Below are 21,194 nucleotides of genomic sequence, written 5' to 3'. Positions count from 1 at the left end.
TAAAAGGCTGCACGTTTTGTGCAATATATTTTTACGGCAAACAATGCGGAGTCAATAATGCCAAAATTAAAAACCCATCGAGGTGCGGCTAAGCGCATCAAAAGAACCAAAAACGGTTACAAAGTCGGTCATGCTCATGTCCGTCATATCCTGACCAAGAAATCAACCAAGCGTAAGCGTCAATTGCGTGGCACGATGCAAATCCACGAAAGCGATGTGAAAGCAGTTAAACAAATGATTGGTTAAGGAGAATTTAGATGGCAAGAGTTAAACGTGGTGTGCAGGCGCGCGCTCGTCATAAAAAAGTATTAAAAGCAGCAAAAGGTTATTACAACGCTCGCCGTAAGGTATTTCGCGTTGCCAATCAAGCGGTAATTAAAGCGCGTCAATACGCTTACCGTGACCGCAAAGCGAAAAAACGCGAATTCCGTCAATTGTGGATTGTGCGTATTAACGCGGCTGCCCGTATTCATGGCTTGTCTTACAGCCGTTTTATCAATGGTTTGAAAAAAGCAGGCATTGCAGTAGATCGTAAAATTCTTTCTGAATTAGCGGTATATGACAAAGCGATTTTCAGCGCTTTGGCAGAAAAAGCAAAAGCGGCTTTATAAGCGATTGCTTGACTGAGTAGTCTTAAGGCTAAATTCCATTATGGGATTTAGCCTTTTTGTTTTGTATGGACAGATAACTATAGGTTTTTAGGCGGAGATTTGTTGGCGCTTTTGAACAGGACTTTGACTACAGATTTGATTGGAGATTTGCTACAATCCGCGCCTTTACAATAACAAACGGAAATTCTTGTGAGTGAATTAGCTGAATTAGAAGCGGGTTTGCAGCTTAATCTGCAAAAGGCTTTGCAGGCGGTGGCAGAAGCGGCGGATATGGCGGCGCTTGAGGCGGTAAAAAATACTTATTTGTCTAAAAAAGGGTATTTCAGCCAGCAGTCGCAGGCAATGGGCAAAGCGGATGCGGCTGTGCGTCCGCAGATGGGGAAAATCATCAATGAAGCGCGCGAGTCTTTCAGCAACGCTTTGAATGACAGGCAAGAGCTCTTGCAGGCGCAGGAGTTGCAGGCGCGTTTTGCCGCGCAGCAGGTGGATATTACTTTGGCGGGGCGGCGCGGCTTTAGCGGCGGTTTGCATCCGGTGACGCTGACGCGGCAAAGGATTGAGGATTGGTTTGCCAAGCTTGGTTTTACGGTGCGTACCGGTCCGGAAATTGACGATGATTATCATAATTTTACTGCTTTGAATATTCCCGAGCACCATCCGGCGCGCGCGATGCAGGATACTTTTTATTTTGATGCACAGACGGTCTTGCGCACGCAGACTTCAAATGTGCAAATTCACACTTTGGAAAACGAGCCGCTGCCGCTGCGCATTATTGCGCCGGGGCGCGTGTATCGCAGTGATTCGGATATGACGCATACGCCGATGTTTCATCAATGCGAGGGCTTGGTGGTCGATACGCATTCTACTTTTGCCGATTTAAAAGGTTTGCTGGTGCATTTTTTGCGCGATTTCTTCGAGCGCGAGGATTTGCAGGTGCGTTTCCGTCCTTCTTTTTTCCCTTTTACCGAGCCTTCCGCGGAAGTAGATATTGCTTTTTTCGATGAGGGCAGCGAGGCGGAGGCAAAATGGCTGGAGGTCTTGGGCTGCGGCATGGTGCATCCCGATGTCTTGCAGAATATGGGCATTGATATTGAGCAATATCAGGGCTATGCCTTCGGCATGGGTATCGAGCGTTTGGCGATGCTGCGCTACGGCGTGAAAGATTTGCGGATGTTTTTTGAAAACGATGTGCGCTTTTTGCGTCAATTCCAAAATGAATTCTGAGGGTTAAAATGAAAATAAGTAAGGATTGGCTACAAGCGGATTTCGCTATTGCCGCAGAGGCGCAGGAATTGAGCAAGCGCTTGACGATGGCGGGATTGGAAGTCGATGGTTTATTGCCTGTCGCTGCTGAATTCAGCGGTGTGGTGGTCGGCGAGGTGCTGGATTTGGTCGCGCATCCTGATGCGGATAAATTGCGTGTGGCAACGGTGAATGCCGGCGGGGAGCCTTTGCAGATTGTCTGCGGGGCGCCGAATGTGGCGAAAGGCGTGAAAGTACCGGTGGCTTTGATTGGTGCGCAGTTGCCGGGATTGGCGATTAAAAAATCCAAACTGCGCGGCGTAGAGTCTTTCGGTATGTTGTGTTCGGCGCGCGAATTGGGCATGAGCGAAGACCATAGCGGTTTGCTGATTTTGCCTGCCGATGCACCGGTGGGCGAAGATTTGCGCCGCTATTTGTCGCTGGAAGATGTGATTATCGATGTAGATTTAACGCCGAACCGTGCTGATTGTTTTTCGATGCGCGGCGTGGCGCGAGAGGCGGCGATGCTGCTGGGACAGGATTTGCCGGCGGATTTTGCCGCCGAGCAGCTTGGCGTACAGCCTGTGGCAGTGGAAAGCGGAGAGACGGTGGCGATTGGCAATCAAGCGCCGCAGTCTTGTCCGCAGTATTTCGCCCGCGTGATTGAGGGCGTGGATAATACGCGCCCGACACCGCTATGGCTGCAAGAACGTCTGCGCCGCGCGGGTTTGCGTACGCATGATCCTCTGGTAGATGTGACGAATTATGTGATGCTACTCTTGGGTACGCCGCTGCATGCTTTTGATGCGGCGAAAATCAGCGGCGGCATTGTGATTCGTCAGGCGCAGGCAGGCGAGAAATTGATGCTGATTAACGGTAATGAAGCGGTATTGGACGAGAAAGTTCTCTTAATTGCCGATGCGGAAAAGCCTCTAGCAATTGCCGGCGTGATGGGCGGACTTGACAGCGCCTGTTCGCCAAACACGCAGAAAATCGTCTTGGAAGCGGCATGGTTTGAGCCGGTAAGCATTGCCGGCAAAGCGCGGCAGTTTGCATTGTCAAGCGATAGCGCCCAGCGTTTTGAGCGCGGCGTGGATTATGCTTTGCAGCGCGCGGCAATGGAATTGACAAGCCGTCTGATTATCGAGATTTGCGGCGGTCGGGCAGGGGAAGTGGCTATGGATGTGCATCCGCAGTATTTGCCTCAGCGTCAGCCGATTACATTAAGAGAAAAGGTGATTGCTCGCCGTATCGGCCGCAGCTATGAGACGGCGACGGTAGAGAAAATTTTTACGGCTTTGGGTTGTCAAATTGCACAAGCGGCAGAAGGCTGGCTGATTACGCCGCCTACTTGGCGTTTTGATTTGGCGATTGAGGCGGATTTGATTGAAGAAATTGCGCGAGTTGATGGCTATGATGATGTTCCAAACCGTCTGCCGCAGGTCGATTATCAAAAAGACCGCCAGCCGCCGCGCCCTGATACGCATGTCAGTACGCAATTGTTGTTCTTAGGTTTCCAAGAAGCGATTACCTACAGCTTTATCGATCGCGCTTCACATGCGGCGTTTTTTGCCGATGCGCCGACCGTGAATCTGTTCAATCCGATTTCCGCGGAAATGGCGGAAATGCGCTTAAGTCTTCTGCCGGGTTTGCTCAATACCGCCGTTTATAACCGCAACCGTCAGCAAAACGAGCTGCGTTTGTTCGAGCTGGGCAACGTTTTTCATCCGCGCGGCGACAAGGCGGTGGAATGCGCGCAAATTTATCGCGTAGCGGGCGTGATGAGCGGGCTGGTACGTCCGGAGCAATGGGGCGAAAAAGCGCGTGCGGTGGATTTCTTTGATGTTAAAGGCGTGGTGGAGCAATTGCTGGGCGATTTGCCGGTGCAATATCAACGCAGCCAAGCCGCCTACCTGCATCCGGGGCAAAGCGCCGATATTTATTTGGCAGGACAGTTAATCGGGCAAGTGGGAATTTTGCATCCGCAGATGCTGAAAACACTGGGAACAAAAGGCGGCGATTTCGCGGTCTTTGAGCTGGATATGCAGGCATTGCCTACGCAATATACGCCGCAATTCCGCGCAATTAGCAAATATCCTGCGCTGCGCCGCGATTTGGCATTGGTGCTGGATAAAACGGTCGATGCGGCGGATATATTGGACTGTTTACGCAAAGAAGCCGCAGGACTCTTACAAGAAGCCTTTGTTTTTGATGTCTTCACAGGCGGTAATCTGGCGGAAAACAAGAAAAGCCTGGCTTTGGGACTTATTTTGCAAGACCAAGAAAAAACCTTGCAAGATGAAGAAGTTGAAGGTATTATTACGCGCCTTGTGCAAGCAGTAAACCGCACCTATGGTGCTGAATTAAGGTAGAAAAATATGACACTTACAAAAGCAGATATCGTTGAATCCATTATTACTCAAGTCGGCTTGGCGCGTCCTGATGCGCGCGAAATGGTCGACGAACTATTCGAAGAAATCCGCACCTGCTTGGCTTCCGGCGAAGAAGTCAAATTATCGGGTTTCGGCAATTTCGAACTGCGCGAAAAAAGCCAACGCCCCGGTCGTAATCCGAAAACCGGCGAAGAAATTCCCATTACCGCCCGCCGCGTCGTGAGCTTTAAAGCCGGACAAAAACTCAAAGCGCGCGTAGCAAATAGCAGACCGCGCTAAACTGAGTTAAGACGCTGCTTCGGCAGCGTTTTTTATTGCTATAACGGCTTAAATATCTGTATAAGAGTTTTGCTTTTGCCAAATATAGTCTCTTAACTTCAAAATGAGATTATTCTAAGCGCTTCTCCTGACAAAATGTGTATCTCTAAGTCTCATTTTGAAGTTAAGGTACTATAGAAATATATAGTCAATTCATGAAAAAATTAATCATTTTTTTCAATCGGGTAGGTCGGATACTTGTATCCGATATTACTTAAAATATAAATTTGTCGGATTCAAGAATCCGACCTAATTCCTTATAAATTAGTAGTTTAGATATTTATATCCAACACAATTTGTCATGCGAGTGCTTTCTGGCATAAACGCCTAAGCTAAGGTTAAAAATATAATGTTCGTATTTGTCATGAATTGACTATAGAATCATATAGTCGAAGACTTGAAAAAATTATGCCCTTGGCTCATCTTGCCGTACTCTCTGCGACTTGTCGCTTTATACTGATTGTCACCTTTCCCGAGTATAGTTATCAATTAAAGAGTGCTTAACGAATATGCTAAGTATGTTCTATAATAGCGACAGAAATAGTGGGATTACTATTTTTATTATAATTTCAGTAAATTGAGGGAAATGCATGCGGGAATTAGAAATCCTTGCGCAGATTGAGAATCACCATTTATTTGCTCCCTTAAATGCCGAGCAAAGGAAAAGCCTGCTTGCCAATAGCCGTGTGCAGCAGTACCAAGAAGATGCGCTTATTTTTAATAAGAATGAAGCGACTTCTGCTTTTTTCTTTATTTTGGAAGGGGCGGTGCGTCTGTATTTCAGTGCACCAGATGGCAAGGAGAAAACCGTCAGGATTTTTGAAAAGGGCAGCAGCTTTGCCGAAGCCCTGATGTTTATGGCGCGCGATAGCTATCCCGCCAATGCGATGGCAGTGATGCCGAGCAAATTATTAGTGGTTAATAGCCATTTTTACCGCAAGATGATTAGCCAACATGCGGATTTGGCGGTCGCCTTATTGGCAAAATGCTGCGAGCATATTCATTTGCTCAGTCAGCAGATTGAGATGCTGAGCGTTTTAGATGCACGCAGCCGTTTTGTGCAATATATCCGTCAGCAATTGCCCGTCAATGCCGGCGACGGCTATCGTTTGTATATCCCTATGCCGAAAAAAGATTTGGCGCAGTATTTGGCTATTCGGCCAGAAACCTTGTCGCGGCTGATTCGCCAATTGGAAAACGAAGAGATTTTACAATGGCAGCAGCAGAATTATGTGGTCGTGCAATCGTTGGCAAGACTGCAGGAGTAGTGAAATTTTTTCATCGTGCAGTTTTTTTGCTCATGCAAAAAACATCCGTGCAAAATTTCAAAATTTAGATAAAATACGCTGATTTTCATTCTTTTATTTCTATGCAAAGCAAAAAACACCAATGTGCGATTGTCTGCGCGTCCACTTCTTCTTTAGATGATTTTGAAGGTAAGCCTAAAAATATTCAGGTCTTGCGTTTACATGTCCACACGCCGCCTAATAATGATTATTTAGACGGACAAAATCTGCGCGCGCAAAGCTTTTACCGTTGGATGCAAAATAACCCTAAATTATTGCCTAGCACACAGCCGCCTGATATGGAATCTATTGTAGAAACGTTTGAATATTTGGCCAAAAAAGGCTATACCGATATTATCGTGCCGACGATTTCTTCTACCTTGAGCCGCACTTATGCCGATGTGAGCGATATTGCGCGTTTGATGCGCAAGCAGGTTACCGTCCATGTGGTAGATACCGGCACTGTCGGCATTATGGAAGGCTTGTTTTCTCTAAAAGCCAATCAAATGCTTAATGAGCATTACACGCCTTTGGAGATTGTGCGGCGTTTAACGGTGATGGCGCGGCAGATGCACATTTTCTTTGTTTTGGATTCCACGCAATATTTGGTGAAAAACGGGCGTATTTCCACGATGAAAGGCGCTTTAAGTACGATTTTCAATATCAAGCCTATTTTGCATTTCCATAACGGTTCGCTCAAGCAGGCCGGCAAAATCGCTAAAATTGAAAATGCGATTGAGCATTTAATGAAATTGGCGAAAGAAACGCAGGAAGGGCGGCGCGCGCAAATTATCGGCATGTATAGCGGCGATAGTGCTTTATACAAAAGGCTGGAAGATCAATTGCAGCGCAGCTACGGGGTAAAAGTGCCTGCTTATCCGATTACACCGGTTGTGGGTGCGCATATCGGTCCGCGAGCTATCGGCTTAGGGTTGTGGGTGCATGATCACAGTGATATTAAAGGTTTATAGCCGAAAAACAGGAGATAGATATCAGGGGTGATAAAGCCCATGCACGAAATAATTCAGCGTGAAGACTATCGGATATATCAGGGTATCTAATAAGCTGAGTTGCGTTTCTTGGCTGATAAGAAAGGGAATCACGAGAAAACGGGCGAGCAGGTAATAGGTGATGAGTACGATGATCCATAAGAGCCCCTTTTTCCACAAATAAGCCCAAATAAGAGTACTGGCATTGACGGCGCTGTGGCGGGCAATGGTCTGTGCGATGTCTTGCGCACTGCGCGAACCGAAGAACTGATGCCAAAGGTTATCGGTTTTCTGCGCTGCTTCTGCGGCGGCGATTTCATAAACGCGTTCGTAAATGCGCGCTTCCAGATAGATTTTGAGATTGAGGCGATGGCTGCGGTAAATATCTTTGAAAAAGCGCAGATAGTGCAGAGATTGCCAAATGCCCTGCAAGAGCGAGATGAAATAGCTTAGAGCAATTAAAAATACGGCCGCAGCGTGGCTGAATAATACGGGAATGAGCAAAACTGCGGCAATCAGCAGCAAGCTATTGATACTTAGCCTGATGAGTGCATGTTTAAATTGCCGGCTGAGTAGACTTTGCACTTCTTGCACCGCTTCTTCGCTGCCGCGGGCGATGCCGGCGGCAATGCCTTCTTCTTCTTGTTCGGTAACAAAATGTTTGGCGATGTTGGTCGTAGCAAAGATGGCGAGCGGAATCAGAAAATGCAGCATGGCGGCGGTATTGAGAATAGAAGTTCAGCCACTATAGTTGAAGAATTGAAAAAATGACACAAGGTGATGAGTGGCAAGCATTACAGAAATTAAAGCAAGGTGAGTCGAATCTGTAACTCTTTAAGTGGATATTCAGGCAAAAAGGCTGCATAGAGGCAGCCTTTTTGTTTTGTCTTAAATGCTGGGTTTGGTGTTTTTCTCCGCTTCCAGAGCATCGCGTTCGGCTTGTTTGTATTCGGGATTTTGTAAATCCAGATGTGTATCCATCATGCTGGCAAGGGTAAGCGTGGGTTTTTTATGCGAAGAGCATTCGTAAGCAAAGACTTTTTCAGGTTCTTGGCACCAGCGCCAATAATTGCTGTCGCTGCCGCCCAAGGTAGGTTCGCCGTATTTTTCTTTGGCGGCGGCTTGCAGAGCGGCGAGGTTTTCATCGGTGCGCGGCAGGGAGTACATGATGCGGCTGACGACAATGCTGTCGCGTTTGCCGTTGAGTGTGTCGGTGCTGAAATAGACGTTTATGCTTTGCTTGCCGTCTTTGAGTCTGAGGTTTTTAGCGATTTTGGTTTTGTAGTCAAAGGGGCTGCCGCCGGTTTCTAATTTGCCCATTTCTCCGTTGGGATATTTTGCCGCTAAGGCGGCTTGCGCTTCTTCCACGCTCATGCCCAGACGTACGCCGGCGACGTCAAACTGCGTGACGTCGGGTTTGTTGTCCAAATCCGCCGCATGGGCGAAGGCGCTAAGGGCTAAACTTAAGCTTAATAAAGTTTTTTTCATAGTTTCTCCTTGTAAATAAACGCGGCATTATAGCAAAGTCTTATGCGGCTGCCGCATTAGCGCTGACAATGCGGGCAGAAGAAGCTGTTGCGTTGCCCAATGCTTTGTTTTTCGATAACGGCGGCGCAGTTCGGGCAGGCTTCTCCGGCGCGTCCGTAAACGTTCAGGCTTTGTTGGAAGTAGCCGTTGGTGCCGTCGGGTTGCACAAAGTCGCGCAATGTGGTGCCGCCAAGGGCGATGGCGCGTTGCAGTTCGGCTTTGACTTGTTGCACGAGTCGTTCGGCTTCGCTGGGACTGATGCTGTTTGCAGGACGGTTAGGGTGGATGCGGGCTAAAAAGAGGGCTTCGCTGGCGTAAATATTGCCGACGCCGACCACGGTTTCTTGGTTCATGAGATGGGTTTTGACGGCGCTTCTGCGTTTGCGGCTGCTTTGGTAGAAGTAGTCGCCCGTGAAGTCTTGGCTTAAGGGTTCCGGCCCGAGGCGGGCGAGTTGTGGCGGGGTTTGACGCGGGTCGATAACAGCGAAGCTGCCGAATCTGCGAGGGTCGTGAAAGCGCAATTGTTGGGTGTTGTCGAGGGTGATCAGGATATGGTCATGGGTTTTGCGCGGCGCGGTCAGCGGTACGATGCGTAGGCTGCCGCTCATGCCGAGATGGATCAGCAGGCTGGTGTCGGCTTTGTCGCTGTCGATGATGAGGTATTTACCTCGGCGACGAATGGCGGTGAATTGGCGCGCAATCAGTTGTTGCAGAGCTTGCTTGTCTACGGCTTGGCGCAGTTTCGCTACGCGGCTTTCAATTTGGGCGATGCGGTGTCCGATGAGATGGGGTTCGAGTCCGGCGCGGGTGGTTTCGACTTCTGGCAGTTCGGGCATGATGATTCTCAGTGTTGGTCAAGCCAATAGGATAGAGGCAGGGATAGACGCGGTTTGAGTTGCTCGTGGCAGAGGTAAACGCGGTCTTGATGTTGCAGATAATGACTGCGGTTAAAGGGGTTGTAGGCGCCGAATATCCAGTCGTCCCCGCCGTTAAAACGCAGGGTAATCGCCGCTTCTTCGGGCGGTAGTTTGGCCGCCGTTGCAGGATAGGATTGCGGGCAGCCGTGGCGAAGTTGTTCCAGCCATGCGGCGAGTTTGGGCGCGGTTTGTCCTTGATGCTGCCAATCGTTTTGAGCTTGGAAGCTCAAGCGGGTGTCGGCACGGATGATTTCCAGACTGTGCAGCGGCTCGGGCAGGGGCAGAGCGGTATCGCGGAGCTGTGTTTCATAGCGATAGAGTCCTGCGCAGAGCAGGGCGGCGCCGAGCCAAAAGAGCCAAAGAGCGGTGATGCTTTTCATGTCATGAGAGACGGTAGCGGCGGATAAAGCGGCGGCGTAGATACAGGTCGAGGAGTAACACAAGACATGGGAAACCGAGGAGCAAGCCTGCCCAGAGGAATTCTTCGCTGCGCTTGAGGTTAATGAATTGGTCGCCCAGTAGGGGGCGGGCGATGGTTTCGCTGCCGCCGGTGTCGGCGATGTGCGAGACGATGGCTTGGGCGAGGGCTAGGTTGCCGCCGCGATGTAAGGCGGCAGCGGTGAATAGGTCGCTATCGCCCAGTATGAGCAGGGTTTGGGTTTTGCCGTTGATGTCGCGGCTGAGCAGATAAGCAAGTCCCAGCGGTCCTGCCTGTTCGTCCGCATCCGCATTGTGTTCGATATGTCCTGTGATGGGGGCAGTTTCGTTCCAGCTGCGCGGCGAGGATTGGAGCAGAAGATGGCGTTGCCAGCCTTCGGCGCTGCCTGCCTCGTCCGCAAAGGCGACGCTGCCCGCAAGCAAGGGCAATTGCGTGAGTTCGGCGGTAATGGGATGTTGATTGTTCGTGGCGGCAGGGATGACACGCGGATCGGCAAGCCCGATTTCTTGTCCTGCCGTATCGACGACTACGCCGGGCAGGACGCGCAGTCCGCTGATGGCCTGCAAGACGGAAGGCAGGAAATGTTGTTGGGTATCGGTGCTAAAGACGAGATTTCCGCCTTGGCGGAGGTAGGTGTCGATGGCGGCGTTGAGATGCGCGCTATTATGCGCATCGGGGTCGGCGATAAAGGCAAGATCGGCGTTTTCGGGCAGGTTGATATGGCGTTTTAAATCGATGCTGACGATATTCAGCTGCGGGCTTTGCAAGACGGCATATAAGTCCCGCCACGAACCGCCGATGTCGGCAAAGGGTGCGCGTTCGCCGTTGCCTTGCAGATGCACGATTTGCCGCGTTTCTGCGCCTTGCAATGTTAAGATGCTGCGCGCAATGCCTTCGGGCGAGGCGAATTCCAAACGTTCTCCCTTATCGCCGACTTGCACATAAATTTGCCCGATGCGGCTGATGTCGTGATTTTTTACGGCGACGGGGTCGGTGTTGGGATCGATAATGCGCAATTGCAATTGCGGTAGATGTTGGCGCAGCGGAATCAGGCTGTCTTCAATGGCGCGGATGAGGCGGGGATTGCGGTCGATATAGGCATAAATCTCAATCGGCGCCTCAATTGCCGCCAATTGGGCGCTTTGCCGCGTATTGAGCGTGAGCAGGGGTTGTTCGCGCAGCGTGATGCTGCTGCGCAAATTCAGCGATAAATAGCCGCCGCCAAGCAAAACAGCCAACATCAATACAAAAAGCAGAGAACGGGAAAGCAAGCGCATGAGCAGTTATACTGAAGCAAAAAAGGATATTGTAATGGAAAAAGCGCCGCAAGGGGCGGAGGATATTGCCGCTTTATTGGATTATTTATGGCTGCAAGAAGGTTTGGCGGATAGCAGTTTGCACAGCTACCGCAGCGATTTGCAATTGGCGCAGGCGTATTTGAGCGTGCCTTTGCGCGAGGCGAGTCGGGAAGAATTGGCGCAATGGCTGGCGGCGATGCAGGAAAGCGGCAAATCGGCGGCAACGCGCGCGCGCATGCGTGCCGCCTTAATGCGTTTTTATCGCTTCGCCCTTGCGCAGAATTGGCGCGAGGATAATCCCGTCACAGAATTGGGGCGGGCGAAAATCCGCCGCCAATTGCCGCCTTTATTAACGGAGGCGCATGTGGAAGCCTTATTAGCCGCGCCCGATGCGAATGAAGCCTTGGGTCTGCGCGACCGCGCGATGTTGGAAATCCTCTATGCCTGCGGTTTGCGCGTAAGCGAATTGGTCGGGCTGCAATTGCGGCAAGTCGCCATGGACGCGGGGTATCTGCACATTATCGGTAAAGGCAGCAAAGAACGCTTGGTACCGATGGGCGAAATGGCATTGGCGGCATTGCAGGAATATTTGCGCCGCGCGCGTCCGTCATTGCTTAACGGACGCAAAAGCGAAGCGGTCTTTGTCACGGCAAGAGGCACGGCGCTGACAAGGCATGCCTTCTGGCATCGGATTAAATTACATGCCGCAAACGCCGGACTGGATGCGGAAAATTTGTCGCCGCATACCCTGCGCCATGCCTTTGCCAGTCATTTATTGGCGCATGGCGCGGATTTGCGCAGCATACAACTGCTATTGGGGCATAGCAGTCTCTCGACCACGCAGATTTACACCCATATTGCAGACGCCAGATTAAAGCAAATTTTTCAACAGCATCATCCCCGTGCTTAAAAGGGAAATACGCCGCAAAATGACGTTCTCTTAATTTTGCATAAAAAGCCGCTTTTTCAGCGGCGGAAAGCGTTATCATGCGCCAATGAAAACATCTAGTAATATCGCTGCCAATATCCTATTAAGTATCTTGAGCTTAAGCTTTTCTGCGCAAGCCTTTGCCCAAAATCATACGCTCTCGCCGCCGAATCAACGAGTGGAAAATTTACTCAATTACGGTGTCGATTTGCCCTTTTTAGGTCGCAATAGCAATCTCACGCCGGTGCCTGCCGTTCCTAAGCAAGAAAAACAAAATGATAGACAAACAGAAGTGCCGGCACATATTTGGCCTGAGTTTACCAATCAAGCTGAATTTCATACCTTATTGCCGGATTTGACTCATTTGCAAGCTCTGATGCATAACCCTGAAGAATTGGAGGAAATCAGCCTGAGTCCGATTGCCGGTTTGTATCAGGTAGTTATCGCTAATGACGTTTATTATCTCAGCCGCGACGGACGTTATCTATTTGAGGGCAACCTATTGGATTTGAGCAGCAGGGAAAATTTATCCGATCACCGTCGCAATCAAATGCGCAGGCAATTGCTGTCAGAACTTAACGAAATCGACGTCATCGCTTTCGCACCTAAAAAAGCACAGCATCAAGTTACGGTTTTTATTGATGTGGACTGTCCTTATTGCCGTGTCATCTATGACAAAGCCGATCAATATAATGAATTGGATATAGAAATGCACTTTGCGCCCTTCCCGCGTAACGGGCCGAATTCTACAGCATATGGGCAATTATCGGCGGTATGGTGTGCATCCGATCGCAAGCAAGCCATGCAGCAAGTCAATCAAGGATTGGCTTTATCAGCCGTTAATTGTCAGGAATATATTAAAAAACCGCATGTTGTGGGGATGAAAATGGGCGTTAACGCCACCCCGACCTTCGTGCTTGAAAACGGCAGCCTCATCCGAGGCTATGTTGCACCGCAAAATCTTGCTCGTTTATTAGAGAATCAATAGCAAAGGAGTGCGCATAATTATGCAAAGCAGGGGGGGGTAAAAATCCGCTCAATCGCAGCTGAGAAGACATTTAAAACAGCGTCTGCCGCCGCAGCATTGCATTGCTTACGCTTTTTCAATTATTCAAACGGCGCAAAAATAGAAAAGACGTGTGATAAATCTTGCTATTAAGGCAAAAAACATGTAGCATTTGCGCCCTTATTTTTCGTGTTCGGAGAAACTTATCATGTTTAAAACTTTTAGCGCTACGCCAAGCAGCGTAAGCCGCGATTGGTATGTGGTTGATGCTGAGGGGAAAACCCTAGGTCGTTTAGCAACTGAAGTTGCCCGCCGTTTACGCGGCAAACACAAGCCGGAATTCACCCCGCATATCGACACCGGCGACTACATCATCGTTGTCAATGCAGATAAAATTGCAGTAACAGGCAAAAAAGGCCAAGACAAAATGTATTACAGACACACAGGATTCGTGGGTAATATGAAAAGCGCCAATTTTGACCAAATGCAAGAACGCCGCCCCGGCAAAGTCCTCGAATTGGCGGTTAAAGGTATGATGCCTAATGGTCCCTTAGGTCGTGCCCAATTGAAAAAATTGAAAATTTATGCCGGTGCAACACATGAACATGCGGCTCAGCAACCAATCGCGCTTGAAATTTAAGGATTAACAATGTCAGAGCAATATTACGCCACAGGACGCCGCAAAACCTCATCAGCGCGCGTATTCCTTCGTCGCGGCAGCGGCAATATCGTTGTGAACCAAAAACCGTTAGATGAGTATTTTGGTCGCGAAACCTCACGCATGGTCGTTCGTCAGCCATTAGAAACCGTGGATATGAAAGAAAACTTTGATTTCTACATTACCGTTTCAGGCGGCGGCTCAAGCGGTCAAGCCGGTGCGATTCGTCACGGCATCGCGCGTGCTTTGCGTGCTTATGATGAAAACTTGCGTGAACCTTTGCGCTGTGCGGGCTTCTTGACTCGTGATGCGCGTGAAGTAGAGCGGAAAAAAGTCGGCTTGCACAAAGCCCGTCGCGCAACGCAATTCTCAAAACGTTAAGCGATTATTCCGAACACAGCCCGACTTTCTTTTATGGGAAGTCGGGTTTTTGTTTTATAGTCGATTAAAATTGCAATGATATGCGATTAATGCCTGAACATTGATGCAAGAGGCTTTATACTGAAGTGCTTTTTTCATAGGGGAATGATATGCGAGGATTCATGGTAGCGGCGACAGCCGTTTTGCTCTTAAATGCCTGCCAAAGCGGACAATCAGGCAATATTGCACAGGCGGTAGATCTTAAGGAAAAAACGACAGCTGTTGCGCAGACGGCACAAACTGTCCGAGATTTTGAGGATTGGAAGGCGCAATTTAAACAGCGTGCGATTGCCGCAGGTTATCAGCCGCACATGTTGGCAAGACTGATTGATGCGGCGCAGGAAAATCCGCGGATTGTGGCGCAGGACAGAAAACAGCCTGAATTTGCCAAAATGCCTTGGGAATATCTCGATTCGGCGGTAACGGCAGGACGGATTCAAAAAGGACGCGAACATTATCAGGCAAATGCCGATTTATTGAATCGTTTTGCACAGCAAAGCGGTGTGCCGGCAGAAATCATTACCGCCATTTGGGGGATAGAAAGCGGCTTCGGGGCAAATACGGGTAATGCGGATTTGGTCAATGCATTGGCGACTTTGGCTTTTGAGGGGCGGCGGCGCGAATTTGCCGAGCAGCAATTATTAGCCCTCTTGGATTTATTGCAGCGCGACGATGTGGAATGGTCGCAATTGCAGGGCTCTTGGGCGGGCGGCATGGGGCATACCCAGTTTATTCCCGCCACATGGCGGCAATACGGCAGCGACGGCGACGGCGACGGCAGACGCAATCCTTGGCAGAAAGCCGATGCTTTGGCTTCGACGGCGCATTATCTCGGCTCCAGCGGTTGGATACGCGGTCTGCCTTGGGGTTATGAAGTACAGTTGCCGCAAGGTTTTGACGCCCAATTAATCGGGCAATCCTTGCCGCTGAGCGATTGGGCGCGAATGGGCTTGGTCAGTCTGAGCGGAGAGAATTTTGCTGCACTTAATCAAGCGGCGGAATTATGGCTGCCGGCAGGGGTGAATGGTCCTGCCTTGTTGCTGACGAAAAATTTTCGCGTGATTCGCGTATATAACAATTCAAGCAGCTATGCTTTGGCGGTGGCTTTATTGGGCGACGGGATTGCCGGACGCGCAGGTCTACAAAGTGCTTGGCCGCGTCATGAAAAAGCTTTATCGCGCGCGCAAGTGCAGCAATTGCAAAACCGTTTAACGCAAATAGGCTATGATACGAAAGGCAGCGACGGGATTTTAGGCAATAATACGCGCAATGCTTTTGCTTTGTGGCAGGCGGCAAACGGACAAGTACCGGACGGCTTTATTTCGCAAGGTAGCGCGGCATCCTTATTGCAATAAGAATCGAGCTCTTTGCAGCATTCGATGTAAAAAGTCTGCCTTTGTCGGGCATAAGTGCCCGAGCTGCCGTTAATTTAATTCATGTCTCAAAACAGAGCATTATTTGAAAAGACCTAATGTTTCAAGTATGCGTCTTTGTCATGAATTGACTGTGCGTACAAGTAAGCTTAGCCAAGTCCTAGTGCTTTTTCAGTTTTTTGACTGAAAACAAGACTTGCATTGGGGTTTGTGTAAAGGTCTTCGATGAAAAAGATTGCAGATGCTATAGCCGAAGAATTGAAAAAGTATGACGAACTTGACTCGTCTTGCCCTACGCTCTTGTACTACTTTTTAACACTTCTCCGACTATGTAAAGCCTTTCGCCGAATGGATTAATACGCATTCTGCAGCAAATCAAAATTAATCTGCTGCACGCTCTCAATGCCGCGGAAATATTGCTGCGCCTCTTGAATATCCTTGTCCTGCGCAATGCCGATAATCATCGTGGAGAGCATCGGATAATCGCTTAAGATGCTTGCGCCGTATTCCTCAACCGCGGCAAGCAACGCGGCATTACCGCTTTCTTCGTCATAACGGATAATCAAGCTATGCTGATCATAAGCAGGAATGGGGCGGTTCAGCTCGGCAGGAGCGGAAAAATAGCCGTCGAAATATTGGCAGGCGCTAAGGCATAGGGCGCCGCCGAGTAAGAGCATCACACGCATGATTCTTTCCCAAAACTAAAAAACGAATTATACCGCGTCCGCGCTAAGGGCAAAGCCTTGCGCCGATTTTTGCATTGCTTCGACCATATCGGCGAAAAAAAAGCCCAAGCACAGGGCTTGGGCGCTAGGCTATTCAGCCAATTCTGCATGGATTTCCTGTAAGGAGCGGACTTGTTCCTCGCTTTGCTCACGCGCCAGCGCGGTAGCGATAGCCATACCGCCCGCCATTGTGGTGGTGTAATGCACTTTGTGCATCAGGGCTTGACGGCGGATGTCGTAGGAATCGGCAATCGACTGCTTGCCCTCGGTCGTGTTGATGATGAGGTCAATCTCGCCGTTGATGATGTGGTCAACGATATGCGGCCTGCCTTGGGCGACTTTATTCACGCGTTCGCAGGCAATGCCTTGGGCTTGCAGGGCGGCGGCGGTGCCGTCTGTAGCGACTAATTGATAGCCCGCCCCCAAGAGCAGACGCGCGGCTTCGGCGGCTTTGTTCTTATCTTTGTTTTTCACAGAGATAAAGACGCGTCCGCCTTGTTTGGGCATGCGTTCGCCCGCGCCGCGCTGCGCTTTTTGGAAGGCTTCGGCAAAGCTCTCGCCCACGCCCATGACTTCGCCGGTGGATTTCATTTCCGGCCCGAGAATGGGATCGACGTTTTGGAATTTGGCAAAGGGGAAGACGGCTTCTTTGACGGCATATTTTTTCACGGCAATCGGTGCGTGAATGCCTTGTTCCGACAGACTTTGCCCTGCCATGCAGCGAGCGGCGATTTTTGCCAGCGAACGCCCCGTTACTTTCGAGACGAAAGGCACGGTGCGCGAAGCACGCGGATTGACTTCCAAGACGAAAATGTCTTCGCCCTGCACGGCAAATTGCGTATTCATCAGTCCGACGACGTTCAAGGCCAATGCCATTTCTTTGGCTTGACGCGCAATTTCATCGGCGATATGGGCGGGCAGGCGATAGGGCGGCAAAGAGCAGGCGGAATCGCCGGAATGTACGCCGGCTTCTTCGATATGCTCCATGATGCCGCCGACAACTACCTGTTTGCCGTCGCTGATGACATCGATATCGACTTCTATCGCATCGTTTAAGAAGCGGTCGAGCAAAATCGGCGCATCGGGGGAAACATGGATGGCTTCCTGCATATAATGCTCAAGGTCTTGGTCGTTATAGATAATTTCCATAGCACGACCGCCCAAAACATAGGACGGACGCACCACCAAGGGATAGCCGATTTCTTGGGCTTTTTGCAGAGCGGTCGCGGTGTCGCTGGCGGTACGGTTCGGCGGCTGGCGCAGATTCAGGGTTTGCAGCAATTGCTGGAAGCGTTCGCGGTCTTCGGCGCGATCGATAGCATCGGGGGAGGTGCCGATGATGTTTACGCCCTCGGCTTCCAAAGCACGCGCCAATTTCAGCGGCGTTTGTCCGCCGTATTGCACGATGACGCCGTCGGGCTGCTCCACACGCACGATTTCCAGCACGTCTTCTAAAGTCAGCGGCTCGAAATAGAGGCGGTCGGCGGTGTCGAAATCGGTGGAAACGGTTTCGGGGTTGCAGTTCACCATAATGGTTTCGATGCCGTCTTCTTTGAGGGCTAAAGCGGCATGCACGCAGCAATAGTCGAATTCAATTCCTTGTCCGATGCGGTTCGGGCCGCCGCCTAAAATCATGATTTTGCGCTTATCGCTCGGCTCGGCTTCGCAGAATTCTTCATAGCTGGAATAGAGATAGGCGGTGCTGCTGGCAAATTCCGCCGCACAGGAATCCACGCGCTTATACACCGGCAGCACGTTTAAGGCACGGCGCAATTCCCGAATTTCTTTTTCGCTTTTGCCTGTGCATTGCGCCAAAGTCGCATCGGAAAATCCCGCACGTTTATAGGCATATAGATTGCCGGCATCTTGCAAATCGACGGCGCCGCCGCGCAATGCCATTTCCATATCCATCATTTCCGCCATTTGCGCCAAGAACCAAGGATCTATCGCCGTGCTTTGATAGAGCTGCTCCACGCTCCAGCCTTGGCGCAACGCCTCCGCCACATGGAAAATCCGCTCGGGAGTCGGCGTAGAGACCAAACCTTGCAAGTCTTCCCCCGCCGTATCCATACGGCTGAAGCCCAAATGCCCTTCTTCCATAGAACGAATCGCTTTATGCAGCGATTCTTTAAAGGTGCGCCCAATCGCCATCACTTCGCCCACCGCTCGCATCTGCGTATTTAAGCGGCGGTTGGTCTGTTTGAATTTCACAAAATCAAAACGCGGAATTTTAACTACCACGTAGTCAATCGCCGGTTCAAATGAAGCAGGCGTAACGCCGCCGGTGATTTCGTTTTTCAGCTCGTCGAGGGTGTAGCCCACCGCCAAACGCGCCGCCACCGAAGCAATCGGGAAGCCGGTGGCTTTTGATGCCAAGGCGGAAGAACGGCTGACGCGCGGATTCATCTCAATCACAATCATGCGACCGTCTTTGGGATTGACCGCAAATTGCACATTAGAACCGCCGGTTTCCACGCCGATTTTGCGCAAAATGGCTATCGAAGCATCGCGCAGGACTTGGTATTCCTTATCGGTCAAAGTTTGGGCGGGGGCGACGGTAATCGAATCGCCGGTATGCACGCCCATCGGATCGAAATTCTCAATCGAGCAGACGATAATCGCATTGTCGTTTTTATCGCGCACCACTTCCATTTCAAACTCTTTCCAGCCCAGCAAAGATTCTTCGAGCAAGACTTCATTGGTCGGCGAAAGCTCCAAGCCGTAAGCGGTAATCTCTTCAAATTCATCTTTATTGTAAGCAATGCCGCCGCCCGAGCCGCCTAATGTAAAAGAGGGACGGATAATCACGGGAAAGCCCAATTGCGCCTGCGCCGCACGCGCTTCTTCCATCGTATGCACGGCAAAAGATTTGGCGCTTCCCAAGCCGATTTCATCCATCGCCTGCTTGAACAAATCGCGGTCTTCGGCGGTTTCAATCGCCTTCACCGAAGCCCCGATCAATTCCACGCCGTATTTCGCCAATACGCCATGCTTTGCCAAATCCAAGGCGCAATTAAGCGCGGTTTGCCCGCCCATGGTCGGCAAAATGGCATCAGGACGTTCTTTTTCAATGATTTTTTCAATCGTCTGCCATTGAATCGGTTCGATATAAGTCGCATCCGCCATTTCAGGATCGGTCATAATCGTGGCAGGATTGGAATTGACCAAAATAATGCGAAAACCTTCGCGCTTAAGCGCCTTGCAAGCCTGCGCGCCGGAATAATCGAATTCGCAGGCCTGGCCAATCACGATTGGTCCGGCACCGATGATAAGGATGGATTGAATATCGCTTCTTTTAGGCATAATGTAGCTCTCTCTATTAACAATTTTAATTTCACGGATTCAGTTGGCGTAATTTTTCTAGCCAAGAATGAAAATGTTTGCATTTATTTTCTATTTGATTTAACCCAATTGCTTTTGCCAATAATGGGGCATGGCGTGTTTTATAATACTTTGGTTTTAAAATACTGTTCAAGCGTTTGGACGGGACTGTTTGCGGACTATTATTGATATGCTCAGGCGAGTCGAATTGATCAAGCACTGCTTGTAATGATGAAATATTATTCTCCCAGCTTCTTTCAACATTTTGAAATTTACCAACGTCAGAAAAGAATAGCGCTTCTAACTCATGAGGCTGGATATGCGCAATAAATTTCTCTGGCTGGCAATTTAATTTAGCCACTACTTCCCTATGCAGAGCGGTTTCTAAAACTGCTATCTTTTCATAAATATCATTTTTCTGCATCGCTTTATCATAATCAGGAAAATCTGTTTTTAATTGATAAAAATCCAAAAAAGTCGTTACTATGCAATCTTGTTGATTTGTAAAGCTACGAATATTAAATAACAATCTCTCAAAACTAACCGCCCCGCCTTTTTGAGTTTTAGATGTCGGCACAAGAATTGGTGTCAAATATATTTGTATATTGGCAAGCGCCGGCGCGATCACTTCCTTAATTACGCCCTCCTCACTTTGTCCTTCAACCAAAGCATAAATCCGTATCACTATGGTCTTCCTCCCAAAAGGTTGGTTTCCCATAATTCCCCCAAAGCATAATCTTCCAGCCAAGCGGCTAATGTTTCATTATTCAATCGTTCAAAACTAGAAACACCCTCTTTTTGATTAACCACAACTACATCATTGGGTTCAAAATAATTAACTAAGCTCACTGACTGCGTAGAAATAATAATTTGTTTTTCTTCAGCAATCTGCTTAATCACATCAGCTAGAATTGCAATTGCATAAGGGTGCAAACCAAGCTCAGGCTCATCAATCAAGAGCGTGTCGGGTAATAAATCAATCGGCTGCAATAATAAAGTCATTAAACAAATAAAGCGCAAACTTCCATCTGATAATAAATGGGCTTTCAAAGGCGTATCTTGCTGTCCTTTTTGAAACCATTCCAGTTCCACTAATTCTACATTTTTACGAATTACAAAATTATCAAAAAATGGTAAAACCAAACGAATAGTAGAAACAATTCTTTGATACTCAGTAGGATATTTATCATATAGCATATATAAATATGCCGATAAATTTTCCCCGTCTGTTTTTAATATTAAATTATCATTGATAGCAGATTGTCCTTTAACTCTTGCAGTATCACTGGTATCATGAAAATGATAGATTTTCCAACGAGAAATATTATGTTTTATATAGTTTCTAAAACCGTTTAATTCTTCTAGATTATCTCTAGGATTTGGCAATATCAAAGTTTCATCTTCCCATAACAAACGATTATCATTGCTTGGCAATAATCTATGCTCCAAACTATTGCCATCAAATTCAAACTTTAGGACTATTTCATCTGTTATTTTTCTGCCAAAATGTAAAAAACTATCCACCCCTCCCTGTTTCTGCACATAAAGCTGAAAATCTTGACGGCGAATATTATTTAATAGGTGAAAAATACTAATAAAATTACTTTTTCCAGCACCATTTATGCCAATTAAAACATTTAGATTATTTAATTTGAAATTTTCTAAAGATTTAATAGATTTAAAACCTTTTACAGTTAATGCATGTAATCTCGTCATTTATTTATATTCCATTTCTTAACATTA

The 21,194-nt window shown here is 48.9% G+C and carries 21 protein-coding genes; 12 read left to right on the top strand and 9 right to left on the bottom strand.

Annotated features, from left to right (window positions below):
• Positions 1-57 precede the first annotated feature (57 nt).
• From rpmI to DYC63_RS02590, 7 genes are all read left to right on the top strand, one after another.
• Positions 58-246: a 50S ribosomal protein L35 gene (rpmI, locus tag DYC63_RS02620; RefSeq protein WP_115217807.1), complete on the top strand. Its 189-nt coding sequence runs from the start codon at positions 58-60 to the stop codon at positions 244-246.
• Positions 247-257: 11 nt separating this feature from the next.
• Positions 258-611 carry a 50S ribosomal protein L20 gene (rplT, locus tag DYC63_RS02615; RefSeq protein WP_115217806.1) on the top strand — a complete coding sequence of 118 codons (354 nt, stop codon included), beginning with the start codon at positions 258-260 and terminating at the stop codon, positions 609-611.
• A 189-nt stretch (positions 612-800) separates the two neighbouring features.
• Positions 801-1,835 carry a phenylalanine--tRNA ligase subunit alpha gene (gene pheS, locus DYC63_RS02610; protein WP_115217805.1) on the top strand — a complete coding sequence of 345 codons (1,035 nt, stop codon included), beginning with the start codon at positions 801-803 and terminating at the stop codon, positions 1,833-1,835.
• Positions 1,836-1,843: 8 nt separating this feature from the next.
• Positions 1,844-4,225: a phenylalanine--tRNA ligase subunit beta gene (gene pheT / locus DYC63_RS02605; RefSeq protein WP_115217804.1), complete on the top strand. Its 2,382-nt coding sequence runs from the start codon at positions 1,844-1,846 to the stop codon at positions 4,223-4,225.
• Between the two features lie 6 nt (positions 4,226-4,231).
• On the top strand, positions 4,232-4,525 hold the full coding sequence (locus DYC63_RS02600; RefSeq protein ID WP_115217803.1) for an integration host factor subunit alpha: 294 nt from the start codon (positions 4,232-4,234) through the stop codon (positions 4,523-4,525).
• Positions 4,526-5,154: 629 nt separating this feature from the next.
• Positions 5,155-5,832 carry a Crp/Fnr family transcriptional regulator gene (locus DYC63_RS02595; protein WP_115217802.1) on the top strand — a complete coding sequence of 226 codons (678 nt, stop codon included), beginning with the start codon at positions 5,155-5,157 and terminating at the stop codon, positions 5,830-5,832.
• Positions 5,833-5,933: 101 nt separating this feature from the next.
• A complete protein-coding gene (locus DYC63_RS02590) occupies positions 5,934-6,821 on the top strand; it encodes a DegV family protein (protein ID WP_115217801.1) in 888 nt (295 codons plus the stop codon).
• A gap of 21 nt (positions 6,822-6,842) precedes the next feature.
• Here the strand turns inward: DYC63_RS02590 and DYC63_RS02585 are convergent, their stop codons facing one another.
• The 5 genes from DYC63_RS02585 to DYC63_RS02565 all read right to left on the bottom strand — a co-directional run bounded on the left by DYC63_RS02585 (position 6,843) and on the right by DYC63_RS02565 (position 10,999).
• Positions 6,843-7,553, bottom strand: a complete 711-nt coding sequence (locus DYC63_RS02585; RefSeq protein WP_115217800.1) for a hypothetical protein — start codon at positions 7,551-7,553, stop codon at positions 6,843-6,845.
• Between the two features lie 174 nt (positions 7,554-7,727).
• The gene (locus tag DYC63_RS02580) at positions 7,728-8,327 is read right to left on the bottom strand and encodes a hypothetical protein (protein ID WP_115217799.1); all 600 of its coding nucleotides are present in this window, start codon (positions 8,325-8,327) and stop codon (positions 7,728-7,730) included.
• A gap of 56 nt (positions 8,328-8,383) precedes the next feature.
• Positions 8,384-9,202: a bifunctional DNA-formamidopyrimidine glycosylase/DNA-(apurinic or apyrimidinic site) lyase gene (gene mutM / locus DYC63_RS02575; protein WP_115217798.1), complete on the bottom strand. Its 819-nt coding sequence runs from the start codon at positions 9,200-9,202 to the stop codon at positions 8,384-8,386.
• An 8-nt stretch (positions 9,203-9,210) separates the two neighbouring features.
• On the bottom strand, positions 9,211-9,663 hold the full coding sequence (locus DYC63_RS02570; protein WP_115217797.1) for a hypothetical protein: 453 nt from the start codon (positions 9,661-9,663) through the stop codon (positions 9,211-9,213).
• Between the two features lies 1 nt (position 9,664).
• On the bottom strand, positions 9,665-10,999 hold the full coding sequence (locus DYC63_RS02565; RefSeq protein ID WP_115217796.1) for a Gldg family protein: 1,335 nt from the start codon (positions 10,997-10,999) through the stop codon (positions 9,665-9,667).
• A gap of 34 nt (positions 11,000-11,033) precedes the next feature.
• Between DYC63_RS02565 and xerD the strand changes: the two genes are divergently transcribed.
• From xerD to DYC63_RS02540, 5 genes are all read left to right on the top strand, one after another.
• Positions 11,034-11,930 carry a site-specific tyrosine recombinase XerD gene (gene xerD / locus DYC63_RS02560; RefSeq protein ID WP_115218041.1) on the top strand — a complete coding sequence of 299 codons (897 nt, stop codon included), beginning with the start codon at positions 11,034-11,036 and terminating at the stop codon, positions 11,928-11,930.
• An 85-nt stretch (positions 11,931-12,015) separates the two neighbouring features.
• Positions 12,016-12,936 carry a DsbC family protein gene (locus DYC63_RS02555; protein WP_115217795.1) on the top strand — a complete coding sequence of 307 codons (921 nt, stop codon included), beginning with the start codon at positions 12,016-12,018 and terminating at the stop codon, positions 12,934-12,936.
• A gap of 226 nt (positions 12,937-13,162) precedes the next feature.
• Positions 13,163-13,594, top strand: coding sequence for a 50S ribosomal protein L13 (gene rplM / locus DYC63_RS02550; RefSeq protein WP_115217794.1), 432 nt, complete (start codon positions 13,163-13,165; stop codon positions 13,592-13,594).
• A 9-nt stretch (positions 13,595-13,603) separates the two neighbouring features.
• Positions 13,604-13,993, top strand: a complete 390-nt coding sequence (rpsI, locus tag DYC63_RS02545; RefSeq protein WP_115217793.1) for a 30S ribosomal protein S9 — start codon at positions 13,604-13,606, stop codon at positions 13,991-13,993.
• Between the two features lie 149 nt (positions 13,994-14,142).
• Entirely contained in the window at positions 14,143-15,387 is a 1,245-nt protein-coding gene (locus tag DYC63_RS02540; RefSeq protein WP_115217792.1) for a lytic murein transglycosylase, read from the top strand.
• A 371-nt stretch (positions 15,388-15,758) separates the two neighbouring features.
• Here the strand turns inward: DYC63_RS02540 and DYC63_RS02535 are convergent, their stop codons facing one another.
• The 4 genes from DYC63_RS02535 to DYC63_RS02520 all read right to left on the bottom strand — a co-directional run bounded on the left by DYC63_RS02535 (position 15,759) and on the right by DYC63_RS02520 (position 21,167).
• On the bottom strand, positions 15,759-16,091 hold the full coding sequence (locus DYC63_RS02535; RefSeq protein WP_115217791.1) for a hypothetical protein: 333 nt from the start codon (positions 16,089-16,091) through the stop codon (positions 15,759-15,761).
• A 129-nt stretch (positions 16,092-16,220) separates the two neighbouring features.
• The gene (gene carB, locus DYC63_RS02530) at positions 16,221-19,433 is read right to left on the bottom strand and encodes a carbamoyl-phosphate synthase large subunit (protein WP_115217790.1); all 3,213 of its coding nucleotides are present in this window, start codon (positions 19,431-19,433) and stop codon (positions 16,221-16,223) included.
• 31 nt (positions 19,434-19,464) lie between these two features.
• On the bottom strand, positions 19,465-20,136 hold the full coding sequence (locus DYC63_RS02525; RefSeq protein ID WP_115217789.1) for a DUF4276 family protein: 672 nt from the start codon (positions 20,134-20,136) through the stop codon (positions 19,465-19,467).
• A complete protein-coding gene (locus DYC63_RS02520; protein WP_115217788.1) occupies positions 20,136-21,167 on the bottom strand; it encodes an AAA family ATPase in 1,032 nt (343 codons plus the stop codon). Before DYC63_RS02520 ends, DYC63_RS02525 begins: the two co-directional genes overlap by 1 nt.
• Positions 21,168-21,194: the final 27 nt, after the last annotated feature.

This window comes from Suttonella indologenes (assembly GCF_900460215.1).
Taxonomy (GTDB): domain Bacteria; phylum Pseudomonadota; class Gammaproteobacteria; order Cardiobacteriales; family Cardiobacteriaceae; genus Suttonella; species Suttonella indologenes.
This window is presented reverse-complemented; position numbering and strand designations above follow the sequence as displayed.